The 21,995-nt window shown below is 71.7% G+C and carries 17 protein-coding genes; 11 read left to right on the top strand and 6 right to left on the bottom strand.

Going from position 1 to position 21,995, the window contains the following annotated elements:
• Positions 1–9 precede the first annotated feature (9 nt).
• The 3 genes from ACSSS0_RS02740 to ACSSS0_RS02730 all read right to left on the bottom strand — a co-directional run bounded on the left by ACSSS0_RS02740 (position 10) and on the right by ACSSS0_RS02730 (position 3,560).
• Positions 10–1,410: an MATE family efflux transporter gene (locus tag ACSSS0_RS02740; RefSeq protein ID WP_487229970.1), complete on the bottom strand. Its 1,401-nt coding sequence runs from the start codon at positions 1,408–1,410 to the stop codon at positions 10–12.
• Positions 1,411–1,590: 180 nt separating this feature from the next.
• Positions 1,591–2,559 (bottom strand): aminoglycoside phosphotransferase family protein, encoded by a 969-nt coding sequence (locus ACSSS0_RS02735; RefSeq protein ID WP_487229969.1) that lies wholly within the window; start codon positions 2,557–2,559, stop codon positions 1,591–1,593.
• A complete protein-coding gene (locus ACSSS0_RS02730) occupies positions 2,556–3,560 on the bottom strand; it encodes a hypothetical protein (RefSeq protein ID WP_487229968.1) in 1,005 nt (334 codons plus the stop codon). The genes ACSSS0_RS02735 and ACSSS0_RS02730 overlap by 4 nt, the downstream gene beginning before the upstream one ends.
• A gap of 133 nt (positions 3,561–3,693) precedes the next feature.
• On the opposite strand from ACSSS0_RS02730, the gene ACSSS0_RS02725 reads away from it, so the two are divergent.
• The 9 genes from ACSSS0_RS02725 to ACSSS0_RS02685 all read left to right on the top strand — a co-directional run bounded on the left by ACSSS0_RS02725 (position 3,694) and on the right by ACSSS0_RS02685 (position 14,747).
• Positions 3,694–4,317, top strand: a complete 624-nt coding sequence (locus tag ACSSS0_RS02725; protein ID WP_487229967.1) for a ribosome maturation factor RimP — start codon at positions 3,694–3,696, stop codon at positions 4,315–4,317.
• Complete coding sequence (gene nusA, locus ACSSS0_RS02720) at positions 4,317–5,375, top strand: transcription termination factor NusA (protein WP_487229966.1); 1,059 nt, start codon at positions 4,317–4,319, stop codon at positions 5,373–5,375. Before ACSSS0_RS02725 ends, nusA begins: the two co-directional genes overlap by 1 nt.
• A gap of 59 nt (positions 5,376–5,434) precedes the next feature.
• On the top strand, positions 5,435–5,740 hold the full coding sequence (locus ACSSS0_RS02715) for a YlxR family protein (RefSeq protein ID WP_487229965.1): 306 nt from the start codon (positions 5,435–5,437) through the stop codon (positions 5,738–5,740).
• Between the two features lie 173 nt (positions 5,741–5,913).
• Positions 5,914–8,850 (top strand): translation initiation factor IF-2, encoded by a 2,937-nt coding sequence (infB, locus tag ACSSS0_RS02710; RefSeq protein ID WP_487229964.1) that lies wholly within the window; start codon positions 5,914–5,916, stop codon positions 8,848–8,850.
• A gap of 181 nt (positions 8,851–9,031) precedes the next feature.
• Positions 9,032–9,565, top strand: a complete 534-nt coding sequence (gene rbfA, locus ACSSS0_RS02705) for a 30S ribosome-binding factor RbfA (RefSeq protein ID WP_487229963.1) — start codon at positions 9,032–9,034, stop codon at positions 9,563–9,565.
• Positions 9,562–10,512: a tRNA pseudouridine(55) synthase TruB gene (truB, locus tag ACSSS0_RS02700; protein WP_487229962.1), complete on the top strand. Its 951-nt coding sequence runs from the start codon at positions 9,562–9,564 to the stop codon at positions 10,510–10,512. Before rbfA ends, truB begins: the two co-directional genes overlap by 4 nt.
• 56 nt (positions 10,513–10,568) lie before the next feature.
• A complete protein-coding gene (locus tag ACSSS0_RS02695) occupies positions 10,569–11,540 on the top strand; it encodes a bifunctional riboflavin kinase/FAD synthetase (protein ID WP_487229961.1) in 972 nt (323 codons plus the stop codon).
• Positions 11,504–12,736: a rod shape-determining protein RodA gene (rodA, locus tag ACSSS0_RS02690; RefSeq protein WP_487229960.1), complete on the top strand. Its 1,233-nt coding sequence runs from the start codon at positions 11,504–11,506 to the stop codon at positions 12,734–12,736. Before ACSSS0_RS02695 ends, rodA begins: the two co-directional genes overlap by 37 nt.
• A 148-nt stretch (positions 12,737–12,884) precedes the next feature.
• Positions 12,885–14,747 (top strand): AMP-dependent synthetase/ligase, encoded by a 1,863-nt coding sequence (locus ACSSS0_RS02685; protein ID WP_487229959.1) that lies wholly within the window; start codon positions 12,885–12,887, stop codon positions 14,745–14,747.
• 9 nt (positions 14,748–14,756) lie between these two features.
• On the opposite strand, the gene ACSSS0_RS02680 is transcribed toward ACSSS0_RS02685, so the two are convergent.
• A complete protein-coding gene (locus ACSSS0_RS02680) occupies positions 14,757–15,896 on the bottom strand; it encodes a ComEC/Rec2 family competence protein (RefSeq protein WP_487229958.1) in 1,140 nt (379 codons plus the stop codon).
• 116 nt (positions 15,897–16,012) lie between these two features.
• On the opposite strand from ACSSS0_RS02680, the gene ACSSS0_RS02675 reads away from it, so the two are divergent.
• On the top strand, positions 16,013–18,004 hold the full coding sequence (locus ACSSS0_RS02675) for a TIGR03960 family B12-binding radical SAM protein (RefSeq protein ID WP_435985448.1): 1,992 nt from the start codon (positions 16,013–16,015) through the stop codon (positions 18,002–18,004).
• 162 nt (positions 18,005–18,166) lie between these two features.
• Here ACSSS0_RS02675 and ACSSS0_RS02670 read toward each other — a convergent pair whose 3' ends face one another.
• Positions 18,167–18,640 carry a hypothetical protein gene (locus ACSSS0_RS02670; RefSeq protein WP_487229957.1) on the bottom strand — a complete coding sequence of 158 codons (474 nt, stop codon included), beginning with the start codon at positions 18,638–18,640 and terminating at the stop codon, positions 18,167–18,169.
• Between the two features lie 342 nt (positions 18,641–18,982).
• On the opposite strand from ACSSS0_RS02670, the gene ACSSS0_RS02665 reads away from it, so the two are divergent.
• Positions 18,983–19,405, top strand: a complete 423-nt coding sequence (locus ACSSS0_RS02665; RefSeq protein WP_487229956.1) for a hypothetical protein — start codon at positions 18,983–18,985, stop codon at positions 19,403–19,405.
• Between the two features lie 59 nt (positions 19,406–19,464).
• Here ACSSS0_RS02665 and ACSSS0_RS02660 read toward each other — a convergent pair whose 3' ends face one another.
• Positions 19,465–21,927 (bottom strand): hypothetical protein, encoded by a 2,463-nt coding sequence (locus tag ACSSS0_RS02660; RefSeq protein ID WP_487229955.1) that lies wholly within the window; start codon positions 21,925–21,927, stop codon positions 19,465–19,467.
• Positions 21,928–21,995: the final 68 nt, after the last annotated feature.

Raw genomic sequence — 21,995 nt, 5'->3', positions numbered from 1 at the left:
CCAAGGCCGTCAGGCGGCGACGGCCTCGCGCGGCGTGACCAGCCGCTCCCAGCGGATCCGGCGCGCGCGCCACGTGAAGATGGCGAGCTTGGCCAGCTCCTCGAGGATGCGGGCGACGAAGATGCCGACGTAGCCGAGCGGGGTGTGCAGGCCGAGCAGGACGGCGAGCGGCAGCCCGATCGCGAAGGCGCCCACGACGTCGCCCATGATGACGCCCCGCACGTCGTTGGCGCTGGGCAGCACGCCCGCGCCGACGATCATGTTGCGCACCTTGACCACCTGGAAGGCCGCGTTGATGAGGATGCCGACGCCGGCCATGGTGCGCACGTCGCGCCCGGCCTCCCCGAAGAGGACGTCGAGCAGCAGCACCGAGGCGGCGAAGAGCACCCCGAAGACCGCCGCGGTCCCGATGCCCGCGCGCGTCAGCCGCCGCACCCACGCCATCGCGTCGTCGACGTCTCCCCGGCCGACCGAGCGGCCGACGAGGGTCGTCGTGGCGCTCATCAACCCGATGCTGCCGACGACGAAGACGCCCTCCAGGGTCGTGACGATCTGTGCCGCGGCCAGCGCCTCGTCGCCGAGCTGCTGGAACACGACGTTGTAGAGGAAGGTCCCGACGGTCCAGAAGAGCTCCGTGACGCCGAGGGGGAGCGCCAGGACGAAGAGGGGGACGATGACGGCTCGCCACTGCCGGACCCCGTCGGGCAGGCTCCAGCCGACGACGGCGCGCCGGCCGTAGGCCATCCACAGGAGGATGAGCGCCTTGACGACGGCGGTCAGGAGCGTGGCCCACCCCGCGCCCGCCACGCCGAGCGAGGGCAGCGGGCCGAGCCCGACGACGAGGGAGTACGCGACCGCCGAGTTCGCGACGACGGTGACCATCGTCGCGATCATCGGGCTCGTCGGCCGGCCGGCCGAGCGGAGCACGCCGGACAGGATCGCGCTGAGCATGACCGGCAGCGTCGCGAGGACGGTGAGGCGGAAGTAGTCGGTGCCCGCCGCCGCCACCGACGGGGACGCTCCGACGAGCGACATCAGGTGGTCGGCGAAGAGCCACGGCACGAGCGAGACGACGATGCCGAGCCCGACGGCGACGACCAGTGCCGCGGTGACCGTGTGGTCGAGGGCGTCCCGGCGACCGGCGCCGTGCGCCCGCGCGACGAGGATGCTCACCGACGTGCCGAGGCAGCCGAGCGTCACGGCGAGGATGAAGGTGAGGCTGTTGGAGAAGCCCACGGCCGCGATCGCGGTCGCGCCGAGGCTCCCCACGACGATCTGGTTGACGAAGTTGAGCACCAGCATGAGGACGAACTCCATGCTCACCGGCACGGCGATGCGCGCGATCTCGCGAGCAGGGGTCGGCGGGGCCGAGCGCTGGTCGCGGGAGGTGGGCATGGCAAGGCGAGGCATGCGAGTGCCTTTCGACAACGAGGTGGGGGATCGCGTCAAGGTTAAGGCTTCAAGCACCTCGAGTCGAAACGATTTGACCGATGGCGTCGCGCGCGTGTCGTCGGAGTGTGCCGAGGGTGTGCGAAGGGCGCCGCGAGGGTGTCCTGACGGTGTCGTGTCGGCGCTCGCGAGCCCGACGGCTCAGTCGTTCATCGCCTTGATGATCGTCACCGCGAGGCTGATCCGGTCGTGGGCCCAGGCGTCGTCGGCCGGGCCCTTGCCCAGCGACTCGGCGGCGTCGAGGGCGTTGTCGGCCTCGCGGACGATCGTCCACGCGCGGGCTCGTCCCTCGTCGAGACCGGCGCGCTCGCAGATGATCTCGAGCCGCCGACGCAGGGACCAGCGGACCTCCGAGCCGGTCCCGAGCTCGTCGGCCCGGTTCCACAGCGCCGGGGCCACCTCGAACGCAGGGTCGCCGGCCATCGGCTTGGGGTCGATGGCGAGCCACGGGGAGCGGTAGGCGGCGAGCACGTTCGTGTAGTGCAGGTCCGTGTGCAGCAGCCGGTCCTCGGCCGGTGCGCGGTCGACGAGCTCGCGAGCGAGGGTGGAGGCCTGGTCGAGGTAGCGCCGCGGCAGCACCGCGGGCGCCGCCCGCAGCTCCTCCGACTGACGCAGGGCGTATGCCGTGAGGCTGGGTACCCGCGGGTGCGGGGGTCGGCGCAGCACCCTCAGCAGGTCACCGATGACCCCGCAGGCATCGTCGATCTCGACGCGGGTGAGGTCGCGCGTGTGCAGCCGCTCGAGCAGCAGGGCGAAGCGCGCGGGGTCGGCGCGCACGAGGCGCACCGCACCGTGCCCGTTCCACGTCTGCAGCGCGAGGTGCTCGGTCGCGGCCTCGGGGTGCGGCCAGGTGATCTTGAGGATGCCCTCGCCGCTCACGCCGACGACGTCGCGACCCGAGCCCAGCAGCCGCACCGGGATGGCCACGGCGCACACGCCGTTGGTCGCCCGCCCGATGGGCTCGAGCTCCCACTCGGCGAGCAGGTCGGTGATGAGCCCCGGGAGCGCGTCGATCCAGTCCTCTCCGGAGACGTAGCCGTCGGGCTCGTAGCCGCTCACCTCGTGGGCGAAGAGCGCGGGGATGAGGTCGTACATCGGGTCGTAGCTCACGCGGTGGCTCCCGGGAAGGCGGTCAGGGGCACGTCCCAGTCGACGGCGAGTGCCTGGATGTTGGCGCTCCAGCGTGCGACGTCCTCGAGCGAGGCGGCGCTCGGGCTCGGTCCGGCGACCTCGGTCCCCGAGTCCACGGCGGACGACAGCGTCTGCGTCGCGAGCCGGCCGGCCGCGTCGGGAGTGGTCACCGGGAAGGGGAGCGCCCATCCGGCGGGGGTCGTCGAGCTCGCACCGGACACGGCGATGTCGAGACGCAGCAGCGCGGCGAGCGTGTCCTCCGCCCTCGCCCGCTGGTCGCCGGAGCTCTGGGCCGCGACGACCTCGAAGGCGTAGACGAGGGGGGAGGTCCGCGACACGACCGTGGGCCGCACCGGGCTGGGCGGGGACACGGCGACGTCCCTCCCGAGGAGCACCGCGCCGGCGAGGCGTTGGCCGTAGGCCGCCGCGAGCAGCTCGCGGGTGTCTGCGGTCGCCGTCGTCAACGCGGACCAGTCGTCGGGACCGAGGGAGTCGAGCAGGGCGGCGAGCGCCCTGCGGGTGCGCACGGGCGGCGGGCTCGTCGCAGCGGCGCCCGAGGGGGAGGGGGTGCCCGTGGAGCCGGCCTGCGACGACGGCACCGGTCCGGCGGCCACGGCTGCGTCGATGACGGTCGTCGGGACGCCGGCGTTCGTCAGGCGGCCGCGCAGCACGCGCAGCTGCTCCCGGTTGACCGTGCGCAGCCGACGGACGAGGGCCCCGCCCTCGTCGCCCTCGAGGACGGAGGTCTCGGCCGCCACGACGCGCTCGAGATCGGCCACGGCCGAGAGCAGGAGCGCCTCGTCGGGAGCCGGACGGCGCGTGGGCACCGGCGGCGGGGGCGGCGGGACGTCGAGCCGCAGGCCCCGGTCGACGAGCAGCGCGAGGGCGGCGGCACCCCCGCCGAGCACGAGGAGGCGGCGTGGGGGACGGCCGAGACCGTCCATCACCCGTGACCCGAGCCCACGGGTGTCGCCGTCCATGCCGAGATCTTCGCACGCGGGCGGCGGTCTGCGACGACCCCCCGGCGCCGATAGAGTGGTGGGCACGCGGTGCCCCTCGCGCCCTTCGGGGCGTCGGCGCCGGACATTCGAGAAGAGCAGGAGGCGTCGACTGATGAGCACGGCCCAGGAGATCAGAGCGACGCTCGAGCCGGTGCTCGCGCCCCTCGGGCTCGTCGTCGAGGACGTCTCCGTGTCTCCCGCCGGCAAGCGGCGACTCGTGCGCGTGCTCGTCGACTCCGACATCGCCGGTCTCGACGCCGCCGACACGACGAGCACCGTGCCCCCGCTCTCGCTCGACGCCGTCGCCGAGGCGACGCGTGCCGTGAGCGACGAGCTGGACGCGAGCGACGTCATGGGCTCGGCCCCCTACGTCCTCGAGGTGTCCTCGCCGGGGGTGGGCCGTCCGCTCGCCTCCCGCGACCAGCTCCGGCGACAGGTGGGGCGGCTCGTCGAGGTCGTCCACCAGGACGGCACCGACACGGGACGGCTCACCGAGGTGGGCACCGACTCGCTCACCCTCGAGGTCCCGGCGACGAAGAAGACCCCGGCGCGCCACGTGACCCTCGACCTCGACTCCGTCCAGCGCGGCACCGTGCAGGTCGAGTTCACGCGCACCGGACCCGCACACGACGCCTCAGACGACGCCGCAGACGACGTGCCGGACGGCTCCGTCGACGGCGCACCCGACCACACCCACGACCCGGACGAGACGTCCGCCCTGGAAGGGGACCACTGATGGACATCGACCTCGCAGCCCTGCGCGCCCTGGAACGGGAGCGCGACATCAGCCTCGACGTGCTCATCCCGGCCATCGAGCAGGCGCTCCTCGTCGCCTACCACCGCACCGACGGCAGCCAGCGCATCGCGCGGGTCGAGCTGGACCGCAAGACCGGCCACGTCATCGTGTGGGCGCGCGAGGAGGGCGACCTGCTCCCGGTCACCGAGGAGGGCGAGCGCCCGCAGCGCGGCGAGCCCGGTCCCGAGTTCGACGACACCCCGGTCGGCTTCGGCCGCATCGCCGCCTCGACGGCTCGTCAGGTCATCGTCCAGCGCCTGCGCGACCTCGAGGACGAGGCCATCCTCGGGGACTTCAAGGGCCGCGAGGGCGACGTCATCTCGGGCATCATCCAGCAGAGCCAGGACCCCCGGAACGTCCTCGTCGACTTCGGCACGGTCGAGGGCATCCTGCCCCTGGCCGAGCAGGTGCCGGGTGAGCGCTACGTCCACGGCGAGCGCCTGCGCTGCTTCGTCGTCAGCGTCAAGCGCGGGCCCAAGGGCCCGCAGGTCGGCCTGAGCCGCACCCACCCCAACCTCGTGCGCACGCTCTTCAAGTTCGAGGTGCCCGAGATCGCCGACGGCACCGTCGAGATCGCCGCGCTGGCCCGCGAGGCCGGCCACCGCACGAAGATCGCGGTCCACAGCCGGGTTGCCGGCGTCAACGCCAAGGGCGCGTGCATCGGCCCGATGGGCGCCCGCGTGCGTGCCGTCATGACCGAGCTGCGCGGCGAGAAGATCGACATCGTCGACTACGCCGACGACCCCGCCACCTTCGTCGCGGCCGCCCTGTCGCCGGCCCGCGTTCAGTCGGTCGAGATCGTCGACGCCGCGGCCCGCGCCGCCCGGGTCGTCGTCCCCGACTACCAGCTGAGCCTCGCGATCGGCAAGGAGGGCCAGAACGCCCGCCTCGCCGCCAAGCTCACGGGCTGGCGCATCGACATCCGTCCCGACACCGAGGCGGCCGACGCCGCAGGTGCTCCGGGATCGAGTGCCGATGTGGCGCCCGACGAGCGCTGAGCGCCGGGTACGCAGCACCCCGTGGAGCGGGCAGCAGCCCGAACGCGGTAGACTTACCTGTGGCCGACCGGACTGGACTCCGTGCTGAGCCGTCCCGCACCTGTGTGGGATGTCGAGGAATGGATAGCTGGTCGGCCCTGCTGCGAGTGGTCGCGGCGACGGACAGAGACGCTGGGGACACCTCCCCGGTCACGCTCCGTCCCGACCCGAGGCACCGGATGCCGGGACGTGGTGCATGGCTGCACCCGACGCCCGACTGTTTCGAGCTGGCAGTGCGCCGCAAGGCGTTCGGTCGTGCCCTGCGCCTGCAGGTCGCGCTCGACGTCAGCGCGGTGGCACGACACCTCGGAGTCCAGCACGCGTAGCAACGTTCCGGTGCCCCACACGGGTCGCACCGATCAGTCAGAGATCAGTCAACGAACCAAGGCGGGTTGAAAACGCTATGAGCACCCGATGAGTACTCAGCGATGAGCAAGCCCCAGCAATAACCCACGGTTCGGCCACTTCCTGTTCAGGCCGGACCAGGAACAGGAGAGATGTGGCTAAGGTCCGGGTCTACGAGCTCGCAAAGGAGCTTGGAGTCGAGAGCAAGACACTGCTCGCACACTTGAAGAGCCAGGGAGAGTTCGTCCGGTCGGCATCGTCGACCATCGAGCCCCCCGTTGTCCGCAAGATCATCGAAACCTTCCCCCGGGAAGGCTCGTCCAGCGGAGACAAGAAGCCGGCGGCCCCCAAGGCCGCCCCCACGAGCGCGGCCCCCTCCGCGCCCCAGAAGGCTGCCCCGGCGCCGTCGGCCCCCGCGCCGGCCGCTCCCGCAGCCGCAGCGCCGGCGGCTCCCGCCCCGGCCGCTCCCGCAGCACCTGCCGCCCGCGAGGCCGCTCCGGCGCCCGTCGCCAAGGCAGCTCCCGCACCCGCCGTCCCGGCACCGAAGGCTCCGGCCCCGGCTGCTCCGGCTCCCGCCGCTCCCGCCGCTCCCGCGGCGTCGGCTCCGGCGCGGGTGCAGTCCAGCCGTGACGGAGGTCAGCAGTCCTCCGGCGTCCCGGCCTCCCCGCGTCCGGCTCCCCGTCCGGGTCAGCCGCGTCCGGGCAACAACCCGTTCGCCCCGAGCCAGGGCATGGGCCAGTCCCGCGCCCCGCGTCCCGGTGGCGACGCCGGCCCGCGTCCGGGCAACAACCCGTTCAGCCCCAGCCAGGGCATGCCGCGTCCGCAGCAGCGCCAGGGCGGTCAGGGTGGCCAGGGCGGTCAGCGTCCCGGTGCTCCCGGCGGCGCCCCGCGTCCCGGTGCGCCCGCCGCAGGCGGTCGTCCCGGTGCTCCCGGTGGCGCCCCGCGTCCCGGTGGTCCCCGTCCTAGCCCGGGCATGATGCCCGAGCGCAGCACCGTCGGTCGTCCGGGCCAGCGCCCGGCCGGCGGCCCCGGCCGTGGCGGCCCGGGTGGCGGCGGTGGTCGTGGCGGCTTCGGTGGTGGCCCCGGTGGCGCCCCCGGTGGCGGTCGTCCCGGTGGCTTCGGCGGTCCCCGCGGTGGTGGCGGCGGTCGCGGCTCGACGGCTGGTGCCTTCGGTCGTGGCGGCGGTCGCCCGGTCCGAGGCCGCAAGTCCAAGCGCGCGAAGCGCCAGGAGTTCGAGCAGATGCAGGCCCCGAGCCTGGGTGGCGTCAGCGTCCCCCGTGGTGACGGCAAGACGACCATCCGCGTCCGTCGTGGTGCCTCGCTGACCGACTTCGCCGACAAGATCAACGCGAACCCGGCGTCGCTCGTCACCGTGCTCTTCCACCTCGGCGAGATGGCCACGGCCACGCAGTCCCTCGACGAGGAGACCTTCAAGGTGCTCGGCGCCGAGCTCGGCTACGAGATCGAGGTCGTGTCGCCCGAGGACGAGGAGCGCGAGCTGCTCGGCTCGTTCAACATCGACCTCGACGCCGAGCTCGAGGCCGAGGAGGACGAGGACCTCGAGCCCCGTCCGCCGGTCGTGACCGTCATGGGTCACGTCGACCACGGCAAGACGAAGCTCCTCGACGCGATCCGCTCCGAGGAGGTCGCCGAGGGCGAGGCCGGTGGCATCACCCAGCACATCGGTGCCTACCAGGTCGCCACGACGCACGAGGGCGAGAAGCGCGCCATCACGTTCATCGACACCCCCGGTCACGAGGCCTTCACGGCCATGCGTGCCCGTGGTGCGTCGGTGACGGACATCGCGATCCTCGTCGTCGCCGCCGACGACGGCGTCATGCCGCAGACCATCGAGGCGCTCAACCACGCCCAGGCGGCCAACGTGCCGATCGTCGTGGCCGTCAACAAGGTCGACAAGCCGGACGCCAACCCGGCGAAGATCCGCCAGCAGCTGACCGAGTACAACCTCATCGCGGAGGAGTACGGCGGCGACACGATGTTCGTCGACGTCTCGGCCAAGAACGGCACGAACATCGACGGGCTCCTCGAGGCCGTCCTGCTCACCGCCGACGCGGCCCTCGACCTGCGCGCCAACCCTGACAAGGACGCCCGTGGTGTCGCCATCGAGGCGCACCTCGACAAGGGCCGCGGCCCGGTCGCGACCGTCCTCGTCCAGTCGGGAACCCTCAGCGTCGGCGACTCGATCGTGGCCGGCAGCGGTCACGGCCGCGTGCGTGCCATGCTCGACGAGCACGGCAACAACGTCGAGCAGGCCGGTCCCTCGCGTCCGGTCATGGTGCTCGGTCTGACCTCGGTCCCCGGCGCCGGTGACACGTTCCTCGTGGCACCCGACGACCGCACGGCCCGTCAGATCGCCGAGCGTCGTGAGGCCGCGTCGCGTGCGGCGAGCCTCGCCAAGCGCCGCAAGCGCATCTCGCTCGAGGACCTCAACGAGGCCCTCGCCGCGGGCAAGGTCGACACCCTCAACCTCATCCTCAAGGGTGACGTGTCGGGTTCGGTCGAGGCGCTCGAGGACGCGCTGCTCAAGATCGACGTGGGCGACGAGGTCGACCTGCGGATCATCCACCGCGGTGTCGGCGCGATCACGCAGAACGACGTCAACCTCGCGACGGTCGACAACGCGATCATCATCGGCTTCAACGTCCGCCCTGCGGAGCGTGTCGCCGAGCTGGCCGACCGGGAGGGCGTCGACATGCGCTTCTACTCGGTCATCTACCAGGCGATCGACGACGTCGAGGCAGCGCTCAAGGGCATGCTCAAGCCGGAGTACGAAGAGGTCCAGCTGGGCACGGCCGAGGTCCGCGAGGTCTTCAAGTCGAGCAAGTTCGGCAACGTCGCGGGTTCGCTCGTGCGCTCCGGCGAGATCAAGCGCGGGACCCGTGCGCGGATCATCCGCGACGGCACCGTCATCGGCGAGGGGATCGAGATCACCGGACTGCGTCGCTTCAAGGACGACGTCACCGAGGTCCGCGAGGGCTTCGAGTGCGGTATCAACCTCGGCAACTTCAACAACATCGAGATCGACGACGTCATCGAGACGTTCGAGATGCGCGAGAAGCCGCGCGCCTGAGCTCGACACGCTCGACGGCGCCGGCCCCCACGGGGGTCGGCGCCGTCGCCGTCCGCGGGGTCGCACCCGACCCGCGGACGCCCGGGTGGGAATGCGCGGGGCCCCCGGCCCGCTACTAGGGTGAACACGACGTCGGCCCGGCTGTCACGGCCCGACCGCACAGCACACGAAAGAGGTAGTCATGGCTGACCCCGCCCGCGCCCGCAAGATCGCCGACCGGATCAAGGTCATCGTCGCCGAGTACCTCGAGTTCCGGCTCAAGGACGAACGCCTCGGCTTCGTCACGATCACCGACGCCCGTGTCACCGGGGACCTCCAGCAGGCCTCGGTCTTCTACACCGTCTTCGGCAGCAACGAGGACCGCCAGGCCACGGCCGAGGTGCTCGAGGCCAACAAGGGCCGCATCCGCTCGGCCGTCGGCAAGGGCATCGGCATCCGCCTGACACCGTCGATCGAGTTCATCGCCGACGCGCTGCCCGAGGGCGCCGCCCACCTCGAGGACCTCGTGGCCCAGACGCGGGCCCGCGACGAGGAGCTGGCGCGCGCCGCGGCCAACGCCAAGCCCGCCGGCGACCCCGACCCCTACCGCAAGCCGGTCGACCGCTCCGCGGACGACGACGATGACGAGACCGTCGACGCCGTGGACGCCGAGGACGCCGAGGACGCCGAGGACGCCGTGGACGCCGAGGTGGACGCGGACGTCGACGCCCGATGACCGACCGTTCGGGTGGCCTGCTCGTCGTCGACAAGCCGGCCGGATGGACGAGCCATGACGTCGTGGCGCGCGCCCGCCGCCTCTGCGGCACGCGGCGGGTCGGCCACGCCGGCACGCTCGACCCGATGGCGACGGGCCTGCTCGTGCTCGGCGTCGAGCGCGGCACGAAGCTGCTGACCTTCCTCGTCGGCTGCGACAAGTCGTATGCCGCGACGATCCGTCTCGGGATGGCCACGCTGACCGACGACGCCGAGGGCGAGACCACCCAGGCGCTGGGGGTCGACGACGTCCCGGCGCTCGAGGCGGCCCTGCCGGCCGCCGTCGCGGGTCTGACGGGCGAGATCCAGCAGGTGCCGAGCTCCGTCAGCGCCATCAAGGTCAAGGGCGTGCGCAGCTACACCCGCGTCCGTCAGGGCGACACGGTCGAGCTGCCGGCCCGACCGGTCACCGTGAGCCGTTTCGACGTGCTCTCGGTGCGTCCCGGCACCGAGACGGTCGAGGTCGGGCCCCCGATCGACGTCGTCGACGTCGAGGTCGAGGTCGACGTGTCCTCCGGCACCTACGTCCGTGCGCTCGCCCGTGACCTCGGCGAGGCGCTCGGCGTCGGTGGGCACCTCACGGCGCTCCGGCGTACGCGGGTGGGCCACTTCGGGATCGACGCCGCGGTCTCGCTCGACGACCTCACGGCCACGTCGGAGGCCGACGGGCCGGACGGCATACCCCTGCTCCCGATCGCCGAGGCGGCGCGGGCCCAGCTGCCGGTCCACGAGGTGACGGCCGAGGAGGCCGTCGCGCTCGGCTACGGCCAGCGCATCCCGAGCGTCGTGGCCGGCTCCGACGCCGTGGCCGCGATCGACCCGGACGGGCGGCTCGTGGCGGTCCTCGACGAGACGCGTCCGACCGCGCGGGCCAAGGTGGTCTTCGCCGCGTCCGGGGCGGGGGCCTGAGCCTCGTGCCCCAGCCCTCGGACGTCCGCTCCGACGCGGCCACTACAGTGGTCGCCGTGCAGCGCTGGTACGGACTCGACGACATCCCGGCCGACCTCGGGCCCACCGTCGTCACCCTCGGCAACTTCGACGGGGTGCACCGCGGGCACCGCGAGGTCCTGACGCGCGTCGTGCGCGAGGCCGCGGACCGCGACGCGCTCCCGGTCGCCGTCACCTTCGAGCCGCACCCGATCGCCGTGCTCTACCCCGACCGCGCGCCGGCGGCCGTCATGTCGCTCGAGCAGCGCCTCGACGCCCTGGCGTCGGTGGGCGTGGGCGCGGTCCTCGTCATCGAGTTCACGCGCGAGTTCGCCCAGCAGACCCCCGAGGAGTTCGTCCGCGGCACCTTCGTCGAGGCCCTCGGCGCGTGCGCCGTCGTCGTCGGCAAGGACACCCGGTTCGGCGTGCGCAACTCCGGCGACGTCGGCACCCTGCGCGACCTCGGCGCCGTGCACGGCTTCGAGGTCATCACCCTCGACGACATCGGCGAGGGTGCCGACGAGGGCGCCCGCTGGAGCTCGACGCAGCTGCGCGCCGAGCTGCTTGCCGGCAACGTCGACCACGCCGCCCAGATCCTCGGCCGTCCGCACCGGGTCACCGGCACCGTCGTGCACGGCGACCACCGAGGCCGCGAGCTCGGCTACCCGACGGCGAACCTCTCGCAGGACCACGAGGGCCTCGTGCCGGCCGACGGGGTGTATGCCGGGTGGCTCGTCCGTCTCGGCCTCGACGAGGGTGCCCCGGACCGCACCCTGCCGGCGGCCGTATCCGTCGGCACCAACCCGACGTTCGACGGGCACCAGCGCCGGGTCGAGGCCTACGTCCTCGACCGCACCGACCTCGACCTCTACGGCGAGCGCGTCGCGGTGGAGTTCGTCTCGCACCTGCGTCCCACCCTGAAGTTCGACTCGATCGACACCCTCGTCGAGCAGATGGCCCAGGACGTGGTCCGGTGTCGCGAGATCCTCTCGGCGATCGTCCCGTCGTAGCCTCACCGCTCCTGCGGTCGACGCGCCCTGACGGCGGCGTGCGGCGCCCGTCACGGCGCGCCGCCGGCCCCTCGTGGCTCCGGGTCGACCTCGGCCTGCTCATCGGAGCCTTCGGCCTGTCGGTCGTCGGCGTCGTCCTCGTCTGGTCGGCGACCCGCGCGTCGGCCGGCGGCACGGCGGCGCTCAAGCAGCTCGTCGCGCTCGGCGTCGGCATCGCGTGTGCCGCCGTCGTGACACGGCTCGACGTGCGCGTGGTCCGCGCGGTCGCTCCGGTCGTCTACGTCCTCGCAGTCCTCGGGCTCGCCGCGGTCGTCTCGCCGCTCGGGTCGACCGTCAACGGGTCACGGTCCTGGATACGACTGCCGGGCGGGATGAGCCTGCAGCCCTCGGAGCTCATGAAGGTGGCCCTGGCGATCGGTCTCGCGATGCTCCTGGCGGAGCGGGCCGAGCGCGGGCTGCGCCAGCGTCATCGGGACGTGGTCCTCGCGTGGGTCGTGGCCGGCATACCCGTCATGCTCGTGCTCGCCCAGCCCGACCTCGGCTCGGCCCTCGTGCTCGTCGCCATGGCCGTCGTCATCATCGCGGCCGCCGGTGCGCCGGCCGTGTGGACGCTCGGCGTCCTCGTCGTCGGCGCGGCCGCCGTCGCCGCCGCCTTCCTGACGCCCGCCCTGTCGGCCTACCAGCGCAACCGGCTGCGTGCCTTCCTCGACCCCTCGCTCGACCCGCAGGGCATCGGCTACCAGACCCGCCAGGTGCGCATCGCCATCGGCTCGGGCGGGCTCGACGGTCAGGGCCTGTTCGCGGGCCGCCAGACCCAGGGTGGCTTCATCCCCTTCCAGGAGACCGACTTCGTCTTCTCCGTGGCGGGGGAGGAGCTCGGCTTCCTCGGGGCTGCCGGGCTCGTCGTGCTCATCGGCTTCATCGTGGTGCGGTGCGTCGTCGTGGCGCGCGGTGCCGACGCGTTCGGGCGCCTCGTCGCGATCGGCGTCGCGGTCTGGCTCGGCGTGCAGGCCTTCGAGAACATCGGGATGAACCTCGGGGTCATGCCGGTGACGGGGCTGCCGCTGCCGTTCGTGTCGAGCGGTGGCTCGTCCCTCATCGCGTCGTGGATCGCGATCGGGCTCGTCGGCAACGTCGCCTCGGCGTCGCAGCGGCGCGGCGGTCGTCCTCCGGTGGAGCGCACCCGACGGGGGTGACCCTCGCCCGTCCTGGTTACCGAGGGGTCACATTTCGACGAGGACGCCGACGGATGCGTGACTGGCGGGTGGATTGTTGACATCATCCCCGCATGGCGGTCGCCCGCAGACGCCGATGACGGGCAACCGCAGTGACAAAGGAGTCCACATGCCCCTCCAGGCACTTGCCGACCGGGACGTCGACCAGAACGTCCTCGACGGACGCGCTCCCAGCGTGGGCGCGCTCTTCCGCAGCAGGGTCCGGGCCACGCCCGACGCCCCGGCCTACCTCTACTTCGCCGAGGGGTCGAGTCAGCTGACCACCCTGACGTGGCGCCAGACGCACGAGGTCGTGGAGCAGTGGGCCGCCGGGCTCGTCAGCCTCGGGGTGCAGCTGGAGGACCGGGTCGCCATCGCCTCGACGACCCGCGTCGAGTGGATCCTCGCCGACCTCGCCGTCATCTGTGCGGGCGGTGCGACGACGACCGTCTACCCGACGACGATCGCCGAGGACGTCGCCTACATCCTCACCGACTCCGGCAGCGGCATCGTCTTCGCCGAGAACGCGGAGCAGGTCGCCAAGCTCCAGCACGTGCGCTCGGAGGTGCCCGGCGTCCGCCAGGTCATCGCCCTCACCGGGCCCGGCAGCGACGACGGCTGGGTCATCACCACCGACGAGCTCGCCGAGCGCGGTCGCGAGTGGCTCGCCGCGACCCCCGACCTCGTCGACTCGCGCATCGACCAGCTCACCCCCGAGTCCCTCGCGGTCGTCATCTACACCTCGGGCACGACCGGCCGGCCCAAGGGCGTGCGCCTCGTCCAGGACAGCGTCGTCTACGAAGGCGCGGTCATCGACGCCATCGGCACCTTCACCAAGGACGACCTGCAGTTCCTCTGGCTGCCGCTGTCCCACGTCTTCGGCAAGATGCTCGTCGCGACCGGGCTGCAGATCGGCTTCCCGACCGCCGTCGACGGCCGCGTCGACAAGATCGTCGAGAACATGGCCGTCATCAAGCCGACCTTCATGGCCGGGCCGCCGCGCATCTTCGAGAAGGCGCACGGACGCATCGCCCTGATGTTCGCCGGGGAGAAGGGCGTCAAGAAGAAGCTCATCGACTGGGCACTCAAGGTCGGCGGCGAGATGCGCGACGTGCAGGCCCGCGGCGAGCAGCCATCGGCGGGCCTGCAGCGGCGCCACGCGCTCGCGACGAAGCTCGTGCTGCACAAGGTGCAGGAGCGCTTCGGCGGCCGGGTCCGCTTCATGATCAGCGGCTCCGCGCCGCTCAACGCCGAGGTCGCGCGCTGGTTCGGGTCGGTGGGCCTGCTCGTCCAGGAGGGCTACGGCCTGACCGAGACCTCGTCGGGCACCACGGTCAACGCCCCCGAGCACGGCTCGTACCAGTACGGCTCCGTCGGCTGGCCGCTGCCGGGCACCGAGGTGCGCATCGCCGAGGAGGACGGCGAGATCCTCGTCAAGGGTCCCGGGGTCATGCGTGGCTACCACAACAACCCCGAGGCGACCGCCGAGGTGCTGACCGAGGACGGCTGGTTCCACACCGGCGACATCGGGCGCATCGACGAGCGCGGCTTCCTCTACGTCACCGACCGCAAGAAGGACGTCTTCAAGACCTCGGGCGGCAAGTACATCGCCCCGGCCGAGATCGAGGCGCGCTTCAAGGGCCTGTGCCCCTTCGTCAGCCAGTTCCTCGTGCACGGCGCGGGCCACAACTACGCGACGGCACTCGTGACGCTCGACCCCGACGCCGTGGCCGGCTGGGCCCCGACCGTCGGGCTCGACGGCAAGCCGTATGCCGAGGTGGTCGCCTCGCCGCAGGCGCACGCCCTCGTGCAGCGCTACGTCGACCAGCTCAACGACGGCCTCAACCGCTGGGAGACCATCAAGAAGTTCACCATCCTCGACAAGGACCTCACGGTCGAGGAGGGCGACCTGACCCCGAGCATGAAGCTGCGTCGCAAGGCCGTCACCGAGAAGCACCGCGCCGAGCTGGACGCGATGTACGACGGCGCCTGACGCCCGGGCTCAGCGCCGCGCCGGGAGGTCGATGACCGTCCCGGCGTCGGCGTGCCCCGGCTCGGGGAACACGACGCGGTGCCCGTGCGTCTCGACGAGCCGCGGGTCGGCCCAGCGTTCGGTGCGGGGCGTGCGGTAGTTGAACCACAGGGTCGGCCCGGCCGGGGCGCCGAGCACGACCCGGGCGAGGGCAGCGTCGTCGGGGTGGTGGAAGACGTCACCGTTGGTCGAGACGAGGTAGTGGCTGGCCGGCGCCGCCTCGAGCAGGGCCGCGACGACGTTGGCGTCGCTGCCGTGGTGAGGCAGCTTGAGGGCGTCGACGGTGAGGGTCTCGCCCCCACGGGCGCGGGCGACGCCCTGCAGGGCCGCCGCCAGCACGCTCCCGTAGGCGTCCGCACCGAGGACGACGCTCGCCCCGCGGTGCTCGACGAGCAGGGCGATGCTGCTCCCGTTGGGCACCGACGAGTCCCGCGGCGTCCGCTCGTCGGCCAGGTGCCTGAGGTCGTCGAGCGGCCCGGGCGCGTCGAGGCCCATCGCGCGGTCGTGGTCGCCCAGCGCGGCGAGCAGGCTCTTCGACCACGTGTGGGCCAGGCGCGTGAGCCGCTTCGTCGTCGGCGAGAGCACCGTGACCGTCGGTCCGTCCCGCACCGCGACCTCGACGAAGCCGCCCGTCGCGCCGGTGTCGACGGGCCCGCCACCGAACGCGACGTTCCACGGCAGGGCACGGCGCCGTGACTGCATCGCCGAGGGGCCGCCCGCCAGAGGATCCGCCTCGGGGCCGCTGAGCGCGGCGACGAGGCTCTCGCCCTGGTCGACGCTCCGGGGCCGGCCGGGCCCGCTCACCGGAAGGTGCGGGCGCCCGTTGAACCAGAAGTCGCGGACGTCCGCGGCGAGGTCGCTGGCGAGGAGCGGCAGCATGCCGCCGATGTGGTCGCTGTCGATGTGCGTGATGACCGCGACGTCGATGTGGCGGTCACCCGGGTCGAGGCGGCGCAGCCGCGCCTCGAGGAGCGGCCAGGTGTCCGGAGGGCCGCCGTCCACGAGCATCCGCCACGTCCGGCCGTCGGGGCGCGGGCACTCGACGAGCAGGCAGTCGCCCAGTCGCGCGGGCAGCACCTCCACGTGGATCGCCGTCGGCTCCGTCGCCACCTCTCCACCTCCGCCCACCCAGACTAGGTGGGGCGCCCCCGCCTGTCCGCGGCTTGGACGGGTGCGGGCGGTTCGCCGTGTTTCGGCGCAGCGGTAGACCCACGTACCATGGCGGGATGCCCGGAGAGTCCCTGTTCAACGCCCTCGAGCCCCTGCTGGAGCGGGTCAACAAGCCCATCCAGTACGTCGGCGGCGAGCTCAACTCCACGGTCAAGGACTGGCACGTCGGCGGCCACGGCCCCGACGGCGAGGAGCTGACCACCCGGTGGGCGCTGATGTACCCCGACGCGTACGAGGTCGGCGTCCCCAACCAGGGCGTCATGATCCTCTACGAGGTCCTCAACGAGCGCGCTGACGCCCTCGCCGAGCGCACGTATGCCGTGTGGCCCGACATGGAGGCGCAGCTGCGGGAGGCGGGCCTGCCGCAGTTCACCGTCGACGGGCACCGCTCGGTGCGGGACTTCGACCTCTTCGGCCTCAGCTTCTCGACCGAGCTCGGCTACACCAACATGCTGACGGCGCTCGACCTCGCCGGCATCCCGCTGCACTCGGTCGATCGCGACGTGGACGACCCGATCGTCATCGCGGGCGGGCACGCGGCCTTCAACCCCGAGCCCATCGCCTCGTTCATCGACGCCGCCATCGTCGGTGACGGGGAGCAGGCCGTCCTCACCGTCACCGACATCGTGGGGGAGTGGAAGGCCCAGGGCCGTCCGGGCGGCCGTCGTGAGGTGCTCCTGCGCCTCGCCCGCACGGGCGGCGTGTACGTCCCGGCGTTCTACGACGTCTCCTACCTGCCCGACGGGCGCATCCAGCGCGTCGCGCCGGCCGCCGACGCCGCTGGGGTGCCGTGGCGCGTGGCCAAGCACACCGTCATGGACCTCGACGCGTGGCCCTACCCGAAGCAGCCCCTCGTCCCGCTCGCGGAGTCGGTGCACGAGCGCATGTCGGTCGAGATCTTCCGCGGCTGCACGCGCGGCTGCCGCTTCTGCCAGGCCGGCATGATCACGCGGCCGGTGCGTGAGCGGTCCATCACGGGCATCGGCGAGATGGTCGAACGTGGCCTTGCCGCAACGGGTTTCGAGGAGGTGGGCCTGCTCTCGCTGAGCTCGGCCGACCACTCCGAGATCGCCGACCTCACGAAGGGGCTCGCCGACCGCTACGAGGGCACCCAGACCGGGCTGTCGCTGCCCTCGACGCGCGTCGACGCCTTCAACATCGACCTCGCCAACGAGCTGACCCGCAACGGCCGCCGGTCGGGGCTGACGTTCGCGCCCGAGGGCGGGTCAGAGCGCATCCGCAAGGTGATCAACAAGATGGTGTCCGAGGAGGACCTCATCAACACCGTCGCCGCGGCCTACGGCGCTGGCTGGCGCCAGGTCAAGCTCTACTTCATGTGCGGGCTGCCGACCGAGACCGACGAGGACGTGCTCCAGATCGCCGACCTCGCCAAGCGCGTCATCGAGACCGGGCGCCAGGTGTCCGGCCGGCGCGACATCCGCTGCACCGTCTCGATCGGCGGTTTCGTGCCCAAGCCGCACACGCCCTTCCAGTGGGCCTCGCAGCTCGGCGTCGAGGAGACCGACGCCCGGCTCGCCAAGCTGCGCGAGGCGCTTCGCTCCGACAAGCGCTACGGCTCGTCCATCGGGTTCCGCTACCACGACGGCCAGCCCGGCATCGTCGAGGGACTGCTCTCCCGCGGTGACCGCCGCGTCGGCAAGGTCATCGAGGCGGTGTGGCGCGACGGCGGTCGGTTCGACGGGTGGAGCGAGCACTTCTCCTACGACCGCTGGATGCGCTGCGCCGACGAGGCCTTCGCCGACGTGCCCGTCGACCTCGCCTGGTACACCACGCGCGAGCGCGGCGAGTCCGAGGTGCTGCCCTGGGACCACCTCGACTCCGGTCTCGACAAGGACTGGCTCTGGGAGGACTGGCAGGACGCCCTCGACGAGACCGAGGTCGACGACTGCCGCTGGACCCCGTGCTTCGACTGCGGCGTCTGCCCACAGATGGGCACCGAGATCGAGATCGGGCCCACCGGCAAGACCCTGCTGCCGCTTACGGTCCTCGGGTCCGGACGCCAGGACCTCCTCGAGCACCAGCACTGAGGGCCCCACCCCGGACACGCGCGGCTCGAGGCCTCGGGCCGTATGCCGCCGGCCGGGGGAGGGTGGCGGAGCGGCATACGGCGTCCGGGGGCGTCATCCTCACAAGGAGTCGCAAGGGCCCGTCGAGCAGGTGCTCGACGGGCCCCTGTTTCCTGTGGTGACTCAGACGGCGAAGAAGGTGCGCGAGATGCTGTTGATGGAGACGCTCGTGCCGTTCGTCGTGTCGGTCAGCACGATGTTGCTGTACGTGACCGCAGCGAGGACGAGACGCTGACCGCCGGGGCAGGTGAAGGCTCCGGCCGAGATCGGGCCCGCGCTCAGGCTGGCCTGGACGCGACCGTTGCGCGACTCGAAGCTACCGGCGGCGCTGACGTCGCCGTTGGCCGTCTCCTTGTTGGCGGCCTGCGGGTGGTTCCCGCCGCCGTTGATGCAGGCGTACACCGCGACCGAGTCGGCTGCGAGCACGTAGTCGATGTTGCCGTTGCCGAGCCCCCGCTCGTCGAAGCTGACGACCAGCGCGCCCGAGTTGTTGACCGAGGCGCTGACGGAGTGGAACTTCGCCGCGACGGCCGAGGCCGGGCTCGCCATGACGACGAGGGCGAAGAGGGCGACGAGGGCTGACTTGATGACCTTCATGATGGTGCTTCTTTCCCTGGTGGAGGTGCCCGAACCCCCGACTCGGGTCTGTGACGACAGCGACCGTTGTCGGTCGCGTCGTGCTCTGGAGGCGGGAACGACCTCCCCCGAACGCGTCCCGCCGGGCTGGCTGCAGGTGCCAGAAACATCCGTGATGTGTACTTACGAACGCTTCCTGCCGAATATTGCGAGCTCTCGTGGCCCTTGGCTAGCGTTCGGCTGGCCTCCGCCGCGGAGGTGTCGGTCGCAGGGGAGCCGTCCATGCACCGACCCACGGGTCGGGCCAACGAAGGGAACCGCTGCATGAGTCTTTCCGCCGTCGCACGACCAACCCGCCACACCGTGAGCGCCCTGCTGGGCCTCGGGGCCGCCGCCGCGGTCCTCATCGCCACCTCGGCCCCGGCAGAGGCCCGGCCGCTCGGCGACCGCGTGTCTGGTGCCAGCCGCACGTCTAGCGTCACCATGATCCCCGTGGATTCCGCAGACGCGGTCGTCAACTACGGCGACGAGGTCACCTTCACCGTCTCCACGACCGTCACCGACCGCCCGATGGTGAAGTTGTACTGCTACCAGAACGGCACCGAGGTCTACTGGGCGTCGGCGGGCTTTTTCCCCGACTACCCGTGGCCGTGGGCGCGGAACTTCACACTCCGGTCGGACTACTGGGCAGGCGGGGCCGCCGAATGCACGGCGACGTTGTACTACTCGGCCGGCCACAACAAGTTCCCCACGTTGGCCACCAAGTCCTTCCACGTCGAGGGGTGAGCCCCGGGCGCAGCGGGACACGGTGCCCGGGAGCGACGGCTCCCGGGCACCGCTGTCACTCAGTTGGTGATGGTCAGACTCGTGCTCTCACAGTGTTCGCTGTTGCCCACGAGCGCGTTGTCGCTCGTGAACGCGACCTTCCACGACACCGTCTTCGTGACCGTGACCGAAACCGTGGAGTTGCTCGTCGACTTCGTCACAGGTGACGCGCCGTCGACGGCGATGGTCTCAGTCGGTCGCAGCACGGTGCCCGTGCAGTTCGCGCTGTCGTACAGCGTGAAGGCGAGCGAACCCTTGAGTGCGGTTCCGCCGAGCGAGGTGATCGTGGCGGAGTCGTTCGGGAGCCAGGTCTGCTCTGAGGTGGCAGACGTCGTGTCCGTCACCGTGAAGCACTCGTTGGCCCTCGAGTCACTCGAGTTCGTGTAGTTGACCGTGTTCGACTTGTACTCGGCGCGGAAGCACCACTTGCCGACCACGTTGGCGTTGACCGCGTTGGAGTCGGCCGTCGCGGTGTTGCCCGCCCCTGCCGTCAGCGGCTTGTCGGCGCCGGCGGACACGCCACCGGTGCTGCACAGCTGGTTGGCGTCGAGCTGGCTCGGGCTGCAGATGAAGAAGTCGACCGTACCGGTGGGCGAACCACCGGCCGCGGTTCCGGTGACCACTGCGTGGTCCGTGACGGAGGTTCCGACGGCGACGGTGCCCGAGATGGGCGATCCGGACACCTGCGGGGTCGTCACTGTGGTCGTGCTGTCAGGGTTGACCTTGACGCACTCGGTCGTGCTTCCCGTGTCGTTGGACGGGTCGTACACCGACCCGGTCGGCACGTAGTCGGCCCGGAAGCACCAGACTCCCGCGATGTTGCCCAGGACCGCACCCGAGATGGCGAATGCCGCCGGTGGGTTGCTACCGACAACGGACGCGAGCGCCTTCGGGTTGCCCGTCACCGGTGAACCGGTGCCCGCGGCGCAGACGCCGCCGGTGAGCTGGTTCGGGTTGCAGACGGAGAAGTTGACGTTGCCCGTCGGCGTTCCGCCGATGGCCGTCCCCGTCACGACAGCCTTGTCGAACAGGTTGGTGCCGAGGGCCACACCGGTGGTGGTCGGGTTCGGGATCGGAACACCCGAGCCGTCCGTCGGCGTGGTGACCGTGTTGGTGGGGATCGTGCGGACGAGGAAGCACTCGCTGTTACCCGTACCGGTGTGGCTCAGCGGGTCGGGGTAGTTCGCGTCGCCCGGCCAGGTCGCCCGGAAGCAGTAGCGTCCGGGACTGAGCGGGGACGCCGCGGTGTTGACGAAGTTCGACAGGGCCGTGGCCTCGCCGGCAGGTGGTGCCGAGCCCGCAAGGGGGTTGACACCGACGGCCGTGCCGCCTGTGGTGCAGAGCGCAGTCGAGTTGGCAGCGGTCGGTCCGCAGAGGAAGAACGAGACGTTGCCGGTCGGCGTGGGCGGGGAGCCGGTGCCCGAGCCCAGGATGACTGCGGTGTCACGCACCTGCTCGCCCGGGGAGACCGCGGTGGCCTCCGTCACTCCGGCCGACGGGGTCGTCGTCAGCGTGGCGCTGCAGAGGGCGAACTGGCCGAGGACGAAGTCCTTGAGGGTCGCGGTGGTCGACGTGGAGGAGCGGGTCTCGGCGGTGAAGCTCGAGAAGCACTCGCCGCCCAGTCCGATCGAGGGATCGCTGAGGTTGACGCCGCCCTCGTAGAACTCGCCGTTGAGGTAGGTGCTGTTGCCGCTCTTGTCGGTGAACGACCACGGTGCGACGGTCCCGTTGGTCGGGTTGACGATGCCGCAGAACGGGTCGTTGGTCGTGCCACCGCACTTGGACGTGGCCCCGCCGGTGAGGAAGGTGAGCCCACCCGCGGCGTCGGTGCCGGTCCACTTGTAGATGTTGATCGTGGAGACCTGGCCGCCGTTGCTGAAGTCGCTGAGGATCAGCAGGTCGCCGTCCTTGTGGACGCCGACGAACTTGCCGGTGGCCGGGTCGAGCGTGACCTTGTTCTGGAAGAACCAGAAGCCCTGTTGGGCGTCGCCGCTGTTGTCGAAGCGGTCGGACCCGAAGTAGAGGACCTCACAGTTCAGGGCCCCCGGTGTGGGGTTCGGACACGCGGTCGACTTGGGGATGGAGTAGCGGGCCGCGAAGGCGTCCTGGAGGTTGTCCTTGTCCGGCAGTCCGCCGGACTGGTCCTTCCACGCCCACCCGGTGAGGGTCAGCGGGTCCTTGGAGCCGCCGCCGGTGAAGATGGTCGCGTTCTGGGCGCCGTCGTTGGCCCACGCGACCGCGGTGTTGCTGGCCTCGAGCGATCCGGCGCTGGCGCACTGGTCCGGGATCGCGTTGGCAGAGTCGTTGGTGATCGTGACCGCCTTGCAGACCTCGTTCCAGTCATCGGGTGCGTTGGCGCCGCTCTGCGGCAGGGATGCGACGGCGTTGCCGTCGAGCTCGATGAGGTTGAGCTCGTGTACGGCCTGGGCCGACGGGGCGAGCAGAACCGCCCCCGAGAAGGCCAGGGCCGCGGACGCCACCATCACGGTGGCCTTGCGACGGGATGAATGTGTGCTCAGCCCTGTTGCGGGCTTCCCCCGAGACACGGTCC

The sequence above is a fragment of the Terrabacter sp. R4-6 genome (assembly GCF_057529065.1).
The sequence above is the reverse complement of the archived record's forward strand: the minus strand, read 5'-3'. Positions and strand labels throughout refer to the sequence as shown.